This is a genomic window from Arthrobacter sp. SLBN-112, from assembly GCF_030944625.1.
Taxonomy (GTDB): domain Bacteria; phylum Actinomycetota; class Actinomycetes; order Actinomycetales; family Micrococcaceae; genus Arthrobacter.
The window spans coordinates 847600-860828 of sequence record NZ_JAUSXY010000001.1 but is presented as its reverse complement, the minus strand read 5'-3'; the positions used below and the strand labels follow the sequence as shown (position 1 = coordinate 860828).

The following is a 13229-nucleotide window of genomic DNA, read 5'->3' as shown; positions in this document are numbered from 1 at the left end:
AGAAAATGACATGAGAAAATTCGGCAGTCCCTTCCATTCGGCCAACCACCAGCAGCCTGCGCCAAAACTCCGCATCGCCGTCGTCGGAGCCGGCTACTGGGGACCCAACTTGGCGCGCAACCTCCAGGCCAGCCCGGACTGGGACCTGGTGGCCATCTGCGACCTGAACATCGACCGGGCCCGGAAGCTGGCGGACACGCTGGGGCAGATACCTTGCGTCGAGTCCATCGACGAGTTGCTGGACAGCTTTGACGTTGACGCGGTAGCCATCGCGACGCCGGCGCGAACCCACCATGGAGCGGTCATGACGGCGCTGCGCGCCGGGAAGCACGTCCTGGTGGAAAAGCCGTTGGCGGACAGCAGGGAACACGGGCTGGAGATGGTGGCCGAGGCACGGGCGAACGGTTTGATCCTGATGGCGGACCACACCTACTGCTACACGCCGGCGGTCCTGAAGATGCAGGAGCTGGTGCAGTCAGGATCCCTCGGCGACATCCTGTTCGTGGACTCCACCCGGATCAACCTGGGCCTGGTGCAGCCCGACGTCGACGTTTTCTGGGACCTCGCCCCGCATGACCTGTCCATCCTCGACTTCGTCCTCCCGGGCGGCCTCAACCCCGCCGAGGTCTCAGCGTTCGGCGCGGACCCGCTGGGAACCGGCCGTGACTGTGTGGGCCACCTTAACTTCCGGCTCCCCAACGATGCCACCGCCCACGTGCACGTGAATTGGCTCAGTCCCACCAAGATCCGCCAGATGGTGATTGGCGGGTCCTTGCGGACCCTGGTGTGGGACGATCTGAACCCCCAGCAGCGGCTGAGCGTCTATGACCGCGGGGTGAGCCTGGACCGGCAGCCGAAGACTGCAGGGGAGAAGGCGTCCACCGCTGTTTCCTACCGCCTGGGTGATACGTGGTCCCCGGCGCTGCCAGAACGTGAGGCACTCGGCCAGGTGGTCCAGGAACTCGCATCCTGCATCCGCACCGGCCGGCAGGCACGGACAGGCGGCGCCTCCGGGCTCCGGGTGCTGTCCGTCCTTGAAGCGGTCACCCGCAGCCTGACCCTGGACGGCCGGCCCACCTCCGTGGCGGGCGCCGCGATGGCCGGTACCGGCGCTGAACTGGAGGGGGCCCGGTGAGCCCGCTGGAGGGGGCCAATGTCCTGGTCACCGGCGGCGCCGGCACCATCGGGTCCACCCTGGTGGACGCCCTGCTGGCCGCCGGGGTGGAGCGGATCGACGTCCTGGACAACCTGGTCCGCGGCAGGCTGGACAACCTCTCCGGCGCCCTGGCGGCCGGGCAGGTTGAACTGGTGCAGGGCAGCATCCAGGACCGGGACCTGGTGCATGACCTCACCCGGGGCAAGGACCTGGTATTCCATCAGGCGGCCATCCGGATCACCCAGTGCGCGGAGGAACCCCGGCTGGCACTGGAGGTACTGGTGGACGGAACCTTCAACGTCCTGGAAGCCGCTGCGGAACACAAGGTGGCCAAGCTCGTGGCCGCATCCAGCGCATCGGTCTACGGGATGGCCGAGGAGTTCCCCACCACGGAACGGCACCACCACGCCAACAACGACACGTTCTACGGCGCCGCCAAATCCTTCAACGAAGGAATGGCCCGGAGCTTCCGCGCCATGACGGGCCTTGACTACGTGATGCTGCGCTACTTCAACGTCTACGGGCCCCGAATGGACGTCCACGGCCTGTACACAGAGGTCCTGGTGCGGTGGATGGAACGGATCATGGACGGGCAGCCGCCGCTGATCTTCGGCGACGGCCTCCAGACCATGGACTTCATCTACACCGCGGACGTGGCCCGAGCCAACGTGCTGGCCGCCGTCAGCGGCATTGCCGAAGGAACCTACAATGTGGCCAGCGGGACGGAGACAAGCCTGCTGGAGATGGCACGCACGCTGCTGCGCGTCATGGGCTCGGACCTCAGCGTGGAGCATGGCCCCGCACGGCAGGTGAACAGCGTGGTCCGCCGGCTGGCCGATACGTCCGCGGCCGCCCGCGACCTTGGCTTCAAGGCGGAAGTGGAACTCGACGAAGGACTGCGCCAACTCGTCAGATGGTGGATGCCGCTGCGCGATGAAATTGCCGCCACACGGAAGGTTGGTGCCTGATGACTGCCGAACCAGTCCTCGCCCGGATCAATGTCATGAAGCCCTGGCTCGGTGACGAGGAAGCCAGGGCTTTGGCCGAGGTGGTGGCATCCGGCTGGGTGGCGCAAGGCCCCAAGGTCAAGGAGTTCGAGTCCCGGTTCGCCGAGTACCAGGGCGTCCGCCACGCGGTGGCCACCTCCAGCTGCACCACGGCCCTGCACCTCGCCCTGGTCGTGGCGGGAATCGGCCCCGGGGACGACGTTGTGGTGCCCTCCCTGTCCTTCATTGCCACGGCCAACGCGGTGACCTACGTCGGTGCCCGGCCCGTGTTCTGCGACGTGGACCCGGCCACCGGGAACGTGACGGCGGAAACCCTGCACGCCGCCCTCACGCTGGACACCAGGGCCGTGATCGTGGTGGACCAGGGCGGCGTGCCGCTGGACCTGGACCCCATCCGCGAACTCTGCGACCGGCACGAGATCATGGTGATCGAGGACGCGGCATGTGCGGTGGGGTCGATGTACAAGGGCAAGCCGGTGGGCGCGGGCGCGGACGTGGCGGTGTGGTCCTTCCATCCGCGCAAGATCCTCACCACCGGTGAGGGCGGCATGCTCACCACCAACCGGGCCGATTGGGCGGCCAGGGCCAGGACGCTGCGGGAGCACTCCATGAGCGTGTCCGCCGCGGACCGGCACGGATCGCTCCTGGCCCCTCCGGAGGTGTACCTGGAGGTGGGGTTCAACTACCGGATGACGGACCTGCAGGCCGCCGTCGGAATCGTCCAGCTGGGCCGGCTGCCGGAGGTGCTGGAGCGGCGGCGGAATATTGCGGCCCGCTACGTTGCAGGCCTTTCCCGGGTCCCGGGCCTCCGCCTGGTGTCGGACCCGCCATACGGCACCACGAATTTCCAGTCCTTCTGGGTGGAAGTGCTGCCCAGCTTTGGGACGACGCGGGACGGGCTGATGGAGCTGTTGGCGGACGCCGGGATCTCGGCCCGGAGGGGCATCATGGCCGCACACCGCCAGCCGGCCTACCGGTGGCGTAACTCGGGCGGCTCCCTCCTGCCGCAGACCGAACGGCTCAACGACAGGACCTTGATCCTTCCCGTTTACCACGAACTGGACGAAGACGGGCTGGACAGGATCATCGGCACCATCCGTGGGGCAGCCGCAGGGATGCGCACGTGAGCGAGTTGATCCTGATAGCTGCCAGCGGCCTGGCCCGCGAAGTCCTGGCGATGGTGCGCAGCAGCGGCCAGTACGACGTCGTCGGCCTGCTGGACGACGACAGGGAAATGGCAGGCGTCACCGTGGACGGGGCCCCGGTCCTGGGGACCATTGATGACGCCGCGAAGTACACGCACGCGTTTGTCCTGGTGTGCATTGGTTCCGGGCGGGTCAGGGAATCGGTGGTGGAGCGGCTGACGGCCATGGGTCTCACGGAGGCACGCTATGCGACGGCGGTCGACCCCTCGGTCCAATATCCGGAAGGATGCCGGGTGGGCAGGGGAAGCATCCTGCTCCGGAATGTCACCCTCACCGCAGCCGTCACCCTGGGATCACACGTGGTTGCCATGCCCTCGGTGACGTTCACGCACGACGACGACGTGGCGGACTTCGCCACCTTCGCTGCGGGAGTGTCGCTGGGCGGCGGAGTCCGGATTGGCCGGGCAGCCTACCTGGGCATGAACGCCAGCGTGCGGGAACGCACTTCCGTGGGGGCGTACGCCACCGTGGGGATGGGAGCGGCCGTGCTGAGCAACGTACCCGACGGGCAGACGTGGGTTGGGGTGCCCGCCCGTGAAATTGACGGCGAACGATTCAGTGTTGGGGGAATTTCATGAATTCCGACGTGGATGTGCAGGCGGTCCCGCTGGTGGACCTGGCAGCCCAGCAGGCTGAAATCCATGATGAGGTCATGGCCGAACTGGACACGGTCCTGAGTTCGGCTTCCTTCATTGGCGGCCCGGCCGTCGCCTCGTTCGAGGCGGCGTACGCCTCTTTCCTGGGCGCGCGGCACTGCGCCGGCGTTGCGAACGGAACGGACGCGCTGGAACTTGCGCTGCGGGCTGGCGGCGTGCGGCCAGGCGGGGAAGTCATCCTGCCTGCCAACACCTTCATCGCCACGGCGGAGGCAGTCAGCCGGATCGGGGCAGTCCCGGTGCCTGTCGACGTCGACCCTTCCTATCTCCTGATCGATCCCGACGCCGTGGCCGCCGCAGTCACCTCCCGCACGCAGGCCATCGTGCCGGTCCACTTGTTCGGGCAAACCGCCTTCGTGGAACAGCTGATCCCTGTTGCGGACTCCTGCGGCGCGGTGATCATCGAGGACGCCGCCCAGTCCCAGGGCGCAACACGGTTTGGCCGGCATGCCGGAACGTGGGGCCTTGCCGCCGGTACCAGCTTCTACCCTGGCAAGAATCTTGGTGCGGCCGGGGACGCGGGAGCGGTGCTGACGTCCGACCCCGATGTTGATGCCCAGGTCCGGTTGCTGGGTGCGCACGGGAGTTCGGTGAAGTACCGGCACGACGCCATCGGGTTCAACTCGCGCCTGGATACCGTCCAGGCCGTGGTCCTTAAAGCGAAGCTGGCGAGGTTGCAGGGCTGGAACCTGCGGCGGCGGGCAGCGGCGGAACGCTATGCCGCGTTGCTGGCAGATGTGCCGGGCGTTGAGCTCCCGCGTGAGGCGCCCGGGAACGCGGATGTGTGGCACCTGTACGTGGTGCGGGTCCAGCACCGGGACGCCGTCCTTGAGTCACTGCACGCGGCCGGGATCCAGGCAGGAATCCACTACCCGGTTCCGGTGCACCGCAGCGGGGCATATGCGGGCCGGACTATCGGTTCATTCCCCGTCGCCGAGGAGGCTGCCGGCCGGATCCTGTCGCTTCCGCTGTTCCCGCATATCACTGCCGAACAGCAGGAACGGGTTGCTGGGGCGCTGTCATGCGCAGTGGCGAAGCCGTAGCCCTTTGAGGACCACCGTGAGGGGACGACGATGAAGCGGCCCGGCCCGGCATCCGTCCAGGAGGCCGCGCAGCAGAACCCGTCCGGTGCCACCTCGGCACTGGGCTGGAGCCTGCTGAACACCGCGGTGGCCAGGTTCGGCACGCTGGGAATTGGCATCGTCCTGGCCCGCTTGCTGGGCCCGGACTCATACGGCAGCTTCGCGGTTGCCATGGTGGCCTTGCTCGCCGTCCTGACCATCAACGAACTGGGGGTAAGCCTTGCCATCGTGAGGTGGCCGGAGGATCCCGCACGGATCGCACCGACCGTGACCACCATCTCGATCCTCTCCAGCGCGGTGCTCTGTGTGGGCGGCCTTGCCGCCGCCCCATGGTTTGCGGACCGCATGGGCGACCCCGGTGCAACTGACGTGGTCAGGGTCATGGTGTGCTGCGTCCTGGTCAGCGGTGTCGTCGCTACGCCGGCAGCACTGATGCAGCGGGCATTTGACCAGAGAACGAAGATGCTCATCGACCAGGTGAATGTCTGGGTGGGGGCCATCGTCTCGATCTGCCTGGTCTTGGCCGGCGTGGGCGCAATGAGCCTGGCTGTCGGCCGGCTGGCAGGGACGGTGGCCGGCGGGCTGCTCTTCGTCCTCAAGTCGCCGCTCCCCCTGCGCCTGGGCCTGGACCGCAGCGTCCTGATGCCGCTGCTGCGGTTCGGGCTTCCCTTGGCAGGGACCAGCATCATCGTGTTTTGTGTCGGCTACCTGGACCAATTGGTGACAGGCAGCACGCTCGGTCCGGTCAGGTTGGGAATGTACGTCCTGGCCTTCAACCTCTCGAGCTGGCCGGTGACCATGTTCTCCCAGCCGCTGCGAAGCGTGGCTCCCGTGGTGCTTTCCCGGCTGCAGCATGACCCCGAAAGAATGCGCTCCACAGTGACGGCCCTGATCGGCGTGATGACGTGCGTTGTCTTCCCTGCCGTCACGTTCCTGGCAGCAGAGTCCGAAACCATCGTCCGGATTGTGTACGGCGATGTCTGGGCGGGTGCAAGCGCCGCCCTGTTTTGGCTTGCCATGGCGGCGGGACTGAGGATCCTGTTCGAGCTGATCTACGACTACCTGGTCGTTGCGGGAATGACAGGGTCCATCATGTCCATTCAGGTGTGCTGGCTGGTGGCCCTGATACCGGCCCTGATCCTCGGCGCCGGCTCCGGCATCGCCGGCGTGGCCATGGCCCAATTCCTCGTCGTCGCCGCGCTGGTCCTGCCCCTGTACCTCTGGCGGTTGCGCGCCGTGGGTGTCCCGCCGATCAGGGTGCTCCGCCAACTGCTGTTGCCCTCGGCCGCCTCGGCAGCGCTGTTGGCCGTCTCCGCCCTCCTCGGCCGGATGGAACTCGCCGTCCCATGGGCGCTGCTGATCTCCGGGGCTGCTGCCGGCTCCATCACTGCGGGCCTGCTGTGGGTCAAGCGCACCGACGTTGCCACGTTGAAGAAACTGGGGAGGAGCGGGGGCCTTGCAGAGCATCAGCGGTAACCGGGACACCTTTGAAACCCTGGTGGCGACTGCAGGCCTCCTGGCGGCAGCCGGGCAGTGGGAGCGGGCGGCGGTGCAGGCGCAGCTTGCCGCCCGCTTCGCCTGGACCGACCACACCGGCTATTTCGGCCACCAGGGGCTGGAAGACGTCCTGGGCAAGCTCCGGTACTCGATTGCACACCCCCTGCCCGCGGCACCGGGGAAAGCGGCCAGGCGCCGGGTGGTCCACGTGGCCACGCAGCTGTACGGCACCGGCGGCCATACCCAGAGCATTGCGCACTGGATCCGGCAGGATCCGGACTCGCGCCATCAAGTGGTTGTCACCCGCCAAGGCAGCACCGAATGTCCGGCCAAAATTGCGGCCTGCCTTTCGGATCCCCGGGACCTGCTTCTCCTGGACCGCCGGCACGGTGGACTGATCAAGAGGGCCGCCGAATTGCGCCGGATCATCGCGTTGGCCGACGTCGTTATCGTGCACGCACACCCGCACGACGTCGTCCCTTCCCTCGCGTTAGGCGTCCCCGGCACGGCCCCCGCCGTGTACGTCAACCATGCCGACCACGTCTTTTGGCAGGGGACGTCTGCCGCTGCCCTCGTCCTGTGCCTGCGGGAAAGTGGTCGGGACCTGGCCGTCCACCGCCGGGGAATGGATGCCAACCGCTGCGTGGTGGCCAACCGGCCACTCGAACTTGCACCCGCCGGGGCAGCCGATGACTCGCAGAAGTCGGCTGCACGGACCGGCTGGGGCGTCCAGGATACGGATTTCGTGGTGGTGTCTGCCGCGGCAGGCAGCAAATACGATCCCGTCGGCCCGGACTCGCTGATAGACCTGTTCCGGTCGTTCCTGCTCCGTCGGCCAAATGCGCGCCTCCTCGTCGCGGGCCCTTCGCCCACCGGAGCCTGGGCCGCGGCGGCGGCTGCCACCGGCGGAAGAATCCGTGCCGTCGGGAGGCTCGCCAACATCTCAACACTGCTGTCCATCGCCGATGCCTACGTGGACTCCTTCCCCTTCGCTTCGCTGACATCAATGCTGGAGGCCGGAGCACACGGGCTGCCGCTGGTGACGTTCAGGGGCCATCCGGCCGAATGCGCAGTCCTTGGATCGGATACGCCGGGCCTGGAGGACCTACTCCTCGCGCCGTCGACACCCGCAGGGTTTGCGTCCGCCCTGGCTGGACTGGCAGATTCGGATTCCACCAGGACGGCGCGGGGGGCAGCCACCCGAACGGCAATCCTCGACGGCCACAGCCCCTCAGCCTGGCGGGAGACGGCGGAACGGGTCTATGCCCAGGCCGCCCTGGCGCGAACTGCTCCGGTTGCGACCGTGCAGACTCCCTGGGGAGAGGGACCTCTTGACCGGCTGGTGGGGTTGGTGCAGCAGGAAACCGGGTTTGCCGGACTGGACGCGGCCTGGGCGGACATCATGCCCTTGCTTGGAACCCCACAGCGCATCAAACAGTGGGCGGCCTGGCGCACGTCACCCCATGTTGGCCTCGCACAGTTGGTTCCGGACCGGAGCCGCGCGTGGATGTCAGACACGCGCAGGCGCCTCATCCAACCTTCATAGCCAGTGGTGTCGAGCGGGGGGTGCGGTAGTGTGCCTCGGCCGCATCGACCCCGGGGCCCGTGAGCAGCCATGGTCCGGTATTTTCGTGGAATCCCAGGATGACCCTCCGTCCCTCCAGCGCGCCGACCACCTCACCGGCCGTATCAATGCTGATGTTGGTCACGGCGACGGTGGAGTCCGGCCCCTTGGGCCGACACCAGGGCAGCAACGGCAACCGCATCCACTGCCAGGAAGCGGAACCGGACACCTCGCCGGCCCAGTTCCAGGGGCTCGCCCAGTTCATGCCCACCGGCGCTGCGGGGAAGCACATTGATCACCGTGGCAGTGCCGACGCCGGCGGCGGTGCAGATGTCGTCGATGTCGCGGCGAAGGTCGCCGAGGACCGTTACCGGGCGCAGCGGGGATTTGTTGCGGAGCTTGCGGGCAGATACCGATTCCCGGAGCCATCGGTAACGCCACTTCTGCGAGTTCACCAGGCCGGCAAGGACGGAGGGAACGCGGGGGCGTTGCTGCACGGTGCCGCACGTGGTCACGATCGGCAGTTGATCCGGATACGCTCCGGCTATCCACAGGTGTGCCTCAGCCAACCGGTCCAGATTGATGCTGAGGCTGTTGTGGGTCAGGGGAATGTTAGCCACCGCCACGCGGCTGCCTGTGGACCGAAGCCGGGCTCCGTATTCCACAGCGTAGGCGTGCCATGACAGGTCCGGCTCCTCGCTCAGCGGCTGCCGGCGGATTTGGTCCCGCCGCATCATGAACAGCACTTCATCCAGGCTGTCCACATCCGCCAGGCCCGTCTCCTGGTGGCCGGACAGAACGATGCGGTCGCGGATCAGCCCCAGGAGGCGGCCTTCTCCGGTCATTCCGGTTGCGCCGACCATGCCCAGGGACAGATCTGCCATCATGGCCGCGGCAACCCTCTCCAACGCCGGGATGGAGTGCAGGAACACATCCTGGTGGACAAAAACCACCACATCGTTCCGCGCCAATGCAGCGCCGTGGTTCAAGGCCGCTCCGGCGGAGGAAAACTGCCGTGCCGTATTGTCCACGGGCAGGTAGTCGAGGTCCACCGCTTGACGGCGGCCTGCCTCAACGGAAGCCGTGAGGCACTCCTGGAGCACTCCCGGGTTGTTGAAGACGCAGACCACAGAGACCGGGACGCGCCGCTCCTGGTCAGCGTTTGACCGGGACATCGGAGCGCTGCTCGTCGAAGGAAAGGTCCTGCAGCTCGTGCTGTGGCAGCAGGAACGGCGAGTCATGCATGCCTGCCACGGCATATTTCCGGGGCTTCCTGTCCTCCACTGACCGTGCCCTCACTGCGCTGCCGCCGCCCGGTTCCCCGTCACCGTCCATGGCGGAGGCTTCCGGTACGGCGTGGCGGTCCCCGGAGCGCCTGCGCCGGGACACCGGCTTGGCCTTGTCCGCGGCGTCCTTCTTGGCTGCCCGCGAACTTTCCAGCATCCTGGCGATTGAGACAGCGCCAAACAGGAGGATGACCCCGCCAATCAGCACTACGATCATGGAACGGAGGCGACTGGAGAATTGCTCTGTCGCCTTGCTGGGCGGGTCAATCTGAAGAGCCGTGAAGAGATACCGGTCGTCAGCCCCGTTGACTTTCTGTGCATCCCGCAATTTGGCGGTGAGACGCTGGCCCAGGGCTTCGGCGGTGGTAATGGCCAACTGCGGGCTGGATCCCGTGGCCTCCATCCTGATGAGTTGGCCGGCACCAGTGGTGGCCGGCAGGGTCACGGTGTAATCCGGTGACAATCCGGTGGCCTTGAGCGAGTCGGCGACGTCGGTCGAACTCAATTTCGTCGCCATCACCTGGGTGATCAGGGAGCTGTCCGCCGAGCGCAGGTAGGGGTTGTCCGAGTTTGCAGCGGCGAGTGCGGGGTCGGTGCGCATTTCTTCCACGCTGGGCACCCGGGGCGTCACCAGGACGTAGACGGTCGAAGCCATGTAGCTCCGGGGCGCATAGAAGAAGACATAGGCGGCCGCTACAAGGGTGAGCACGACGACGGTAATCATCGAGACCTTGTGGCGCCACAGGATTTTGAGAACCGAGACGGGAGTCATGGGAGCCTTTCAGATTCTGCAAGGTTGGAGCCTTGTTCCTTGGTAGTCGGGCCAAGTGCCCGCCGTTCGCCGGCGACGAGCAACCAGACCGTTCCTGAGAGCCCGACGCACATGGGGTAGACGAGTGCGAGGACGGGGAAGCCCAGGGAGTCAAAGGCGGCTGACGCGGGAGCGGCCACCAGGCAGGCGGCCGCGACTGCTGCCGCCAGTGTCTTCAAGCGTTCTTCCTTGGCGTTGAACGCTGCCAGCCAGGCCGCGATCCCCGGAACAACCATGTACAGAAGGAGTGCCAGGAATCCTGGTACGCCCATTTCGACGATCGTTTTCAGGTACTGGTTGTCAAGGACCTCGATGGCGTTCCGCGCCAGGTACGCCCCGGGGCCTATTCCAAGCCAAGGCCGGGCGGACACCATGGCTTCCACCCTGGGGTAATCCTCGAGCCTTGCGGTGATGGAGGGGTCGGCCGTCCCCGCCGTGACGGACCCAAACAGCGTTGCGACGAATCCGGGCACTGCCAGGAACAGGAGTGTGGCAGCACCGGCGAACCCCAGGACCGTCCACTGCCTGGACCTGGAGGGCAGGAACGGGAAGAAGACCAGGGCCACGGTCAGCACACCCAGGACCGCAGAGCGGGAGATCGTCGCAGCGATGGCGAACACGATGAAACCTGTCCCTGTCCAGTGCATCCATTTGCGGCCCGACCTGTCATACAGCGCGCGCCAAAGGGACAGGGGAAGGAGCATGGATGCGATGACTCCCAGCTCGATGGGATGGAAGGTGCTGCCGGCAACCCGGAGGAAGCTTCCGCGTTCCTGGAACGGCTGGTTCCCGCCGTTGTCCTTGAAACCCGGCAGTACCCCTTGGAACCACGCCATGGGGTCCACGTGGGTGGTGAACTGGATTACCGCCACGATGCTGCAGAAGACGGCACCGCGCAGGAGCGAACGCACCAGCATCATCGCCGCGTCGACGGTCCGCGTTGTCTCAGTCGTCACCAGCACCAGCCCGGACGAGGCGACCATCAGCAACATCCAGCGGTCCGCACTCGCCCGCGTTGCATCGGTAGTGCCCCCGCTGATACCCACGTACATGGCGGCGTAGGAGGCGCAGGACACCGCGAAGAGGGCTGCCAGCGCGAACCGGCCCGGATGCTCCCGGTCGATGGTCTTGTGGAGGCCAAGCATGACGGACGTTACCCACAGCGCGAAAACCAGCAGCGCGAGTATGTGTGCCACGTAGCCTGCGGCACCCAGCGGTTCCAACACCAAATTGGAGGGGAAGACAAAACAGGCCACAGCCGTCACCCGCAGGAGCAGCGGTGGTTTTTGGTCCGCGCCGTCAACGCGCAGGGGTTCGTCCAGTCGGACTTCCGGACCCAGCACGGATGGAGCTGGCAGATGCTTTCCCACATCCCCCCAATCTTCCTGCCGGGGTTGAAATACCCTTACACACGCAATGTTGAGAGTGATAGCGTAGCTCCAAAATCACTATTTGTCGCCGCATATTTCCCTTTTATCCAGTATGACATTTGACCCATGATTTTACGACAGGAAATACCATGAAAACCCTGTTCGAAGCACCTCCAATAACCGCTCAGGGCATGCGTAATTCCACAAAATTCATCAAGAAAACCGCAATTCTATTGACTTGCCTTTTAGGAACGTCATGCATGTCGTCGAGCGCCTTCTCGGCGTCCTCAGGATTAGCTCAAGATCCGCTGCCTGAGGGAATCAGCGTCCTCGGCGTCGACGGCGGCGCGGACTTCTACGGAAGGTTCTCGCCAACGTTGCCGGCTGACCAGAACTTCTTTCCGCTCGGAGTTTGGTTTGAAAGCGTCCTGCAGGAATCGGATATCGCAGCGGACCGCGGTGCCGGCCTGAACACCTACGTACAACTCACCGAGGACTCGAATGTGGAACTGGTGCGAAGCAGCGGCCTTCATGCCCTCCCCTCCACCGTGGTTCCCGGTGCTTCCGGGTTCGTGGTCTCCGACGAAGTGGACATGTGGGCCGGCGGGGGGAACGCGACGTGGACCGGCAAGTCCCAGGGTGAAGGTGTCATCTGCGCTCCCGCCGGCTCCGAATGTGGTTATACCGTCCAGGAGGCGCTGGTAAAACTATTCCCGTCCCAGGCGTTGCTCTATTCCAATTACGGCAAGGGCGTTACGTTCCAACTGAAAGATCCGCAGGCCGCCCAATTCGTCAACAGCTACCAGGACGTCGTCTCCGCGGATAACTATTGGTTCACGGATCCCTACATTTGCAGCCATGTGGAAGGCGGGGCGGTTTTCGCCGACGGGCGTGACCTCACCGACGCTGAATGCCGCACCGGTGCCCACTACGGCTGGACGGTTGACCGGGTACGGTCCCTGGTCCAGCCTGCAGGCTCCAAGCCGGTCTGGGCGTTTGTTGAGGTGGGCCACCCATTTTCCGAAAGTGATTCACTCACCATCAGTCCGGCCCAACTTCGGTCCGCGGTGTGGAGCAGCATCATCCACGGCGCCCGGGGAATCGTCTATTTCAACCACAATTTTGGTGGCCAGTGCCAGTCCCAGCATGTGCTGCGGGATGAATGCGGCACCGCCATCCGTCCTACGGTAGCCGCAGTGAACCAGCTCATCACCAAACTGGCTCCGGCGCTAAATACGGGTTCGGTGACAGGGCTGGTAACCGCAAGCAGCAAGGACGTCGACTTCTCCGTGAAAGCCAGTGCGGGCCACTTTTATGTTCTGGCGGCGTCTACGCGTCCCGGCCCCCAATCGGTGACCTTCTCTGTACGCTGCGGCGGACCAAACCAGGCAGACGTACTGGACGAAAACCGTTCAGTGCCGGTGGCGAACCACACCTTTACGGATACCTTCAGCGACGCCAATGCGGTGCACATCTACCGGCTCAACGGTGGAAACACCTGCGGTCTTGGCTGAGGCCGCGCTCCCCGGCCTCGTGGAAAACGGCCCCGAAGGCCAGGCGTCAGGACACTTTCCATGCAGCCCTGGCAGGGGTGG

The 13229-nt window shown here is 65.7% G+C and carries 11 protein-coding genes; 8 read left to right on the top strand and 3 right to left on the bottom strand.

The window, feature by feature from the left end; genetic code table 11:
- Nucleotides 1-10: 10 nt before the first annotated feature.
- Genes QF050_RS04020 through QF050_RS03990 form a run of 7 tightly spaced genes read left to right on the top strand, consistent with a single transcriptional unit; the run spans nucleotide 11 to nucleotide 8149 of the window.
- A complete protein-coding gene (locus QF050_RS04020) occupies nucleotides 11-1135 on the top strand; it encodes a Gfo/Idh/MocA family oxidoreductase (RefSeq protein ID WP_308929267.1) in 1125 nt (374 codons plus the stop codon).
- A complete protein-coding gene (locus tag QF050_RS04015; protein ID WP_308929266.1) occupies nucleotides 1132-2124 on the top strand; it encodes an NAD-dependent epimerase/dehydratase family protein in 993 nt (330 codons plus the stop codon). Before QF050_RS04020 ends, QF050_RS04015 begins: the two co-directional genes overlap by 4 nt.
- A complete protein-coding gene (locus QF050_RS04010; protein WP_308929265.1) occupies nucleotides 2124-3290 on the top strand; it encodes a DegT/DnrJ/EryC1/StrS family aminotransferase in 1167 nt (388 codons plus the stop codon). Before QF050_RS04015 ends, QF050_RS04010 begins: the two co-directional genes overlap by 1 nt.
- The gene (locus QF050_RS04005) at nucleotides 3287-3946 is read left to right on the top strand and encodes an acetyltransferase (RefSeq protein ID WP_308929264.1); all 660 of its coding nucleotides are present in this window, start codon (nucleotides 3287-3289) and stop codon (nucleotides 3944-3946) included. Before QF050_RS04010 ends, QF050_RS04005 begins: the two co-directional genes overlap by 4 nt.
- Nucleotides 3943-5067: a DegT/DnrJ/EryC1/StrS family aminotransferase gene (locus QF050_RS04000; RefSeq protein ID WP_308929263.1), complete on the top strand. Its 1125-nt coding sequence runs from the start codon at nucleotides 3943-3945 to the stop codon at nucleotides 5065-5067. Before QF050_RS04005 ends, QF050_RS04000 begins: the two co-directional genes overlap by 4 nt.
- Nucleotides 5068-5097: 30 nt before the next feature.
- On the top strand, nucleotides 5098-6582 hold the full coding sequence (locus tag QF050_RS03995) for a lipopolysaccharide biosynthesis protein (RefSeq protein WP_308929262.1): 1485 nt from the start codon (nucleotides 5098-5100) through the stop codon (nucleotides 6580-6582).
- Nucleotides 6563-8149 carry a glycosyltransferase family 4 protein gene (locus tag QF050_RS03990; protein WP_308929261.1) on the top strand — a complete coding sequence of 529 codons (1587 nt, stop codon included), beginning with the start codon at nucleotides 6563-6565 and terminating at the stop codon, nucleotides 8147-8149. The genes QF050_RS03995 and QF050_RS03990 overlap by 20 nt, the downstream gene beginning before the upstream one ends.
- A gap of 143 nt (nucleotides 8150-8292) precedes the next feature.
- Here QF050_RS03990 and QF050_RS03985 read toward each other — a convergent pair whose 3' ends face one another.
- From QF050_RS03985 to QF050_RS03975, 3 genes are read right to left on the bottom strand one after another with little or no spacing between them, the layout of a single operon-like run.
- A complete protein-coding gene (locus QF050_RS03985) occupies nucleotides 8293-9342 on the bottom strand; it encodes a glycosyltransferase (RefSeq protein ID WP_308929260.1) in 1050 nt (349 codons plus the stop codon).
- Nucleotides 9323-10225: a chain-length determining protein gene (locus tag QF050_RS03980; protein ID WP_308929259.1), complete on the bottom strand. Its 903-nt coding sequence runs from the start codon at nucleotides 10223-10225 to the stop codon at nucleotides 9323-9325. Before QF050_RS03980 ends, QF050_RS03985 begins: the two co-directional genes overlap by 20 nt.
- Nucleotides 10222-11634 (bottom strand): O-antigen ligase family protein, encoded by a 1413-nt coding sequence (locus QF050_RS03975; protein WP_308929258.1) that lies wholly within the window; start codon nucleotides 11632-11634, stop codon nucleotides 10222-10224. The genes QF050_RS03980 and QF050_RS03975 overlap by 4 nt, the downstream gene beginning before the upstream one ends.
- A gap of 119 nt (nucleotides 11635-11753) precedes the next feature.
- Between QF050_RS03975 and QF050_RS03970 the strand changes: the two genes are divergently transcribed.
- Entirely contained in the window at nucleotides 11754-13148 is a 1395-nt protein-coding gene (locus QF050_RS03970) for a hypothetical protein (RefSeq protein WP_308929257.1), read from the top strand.
- Nucleotides 13149-13229 lie beyond the last annotated feature (81 nt).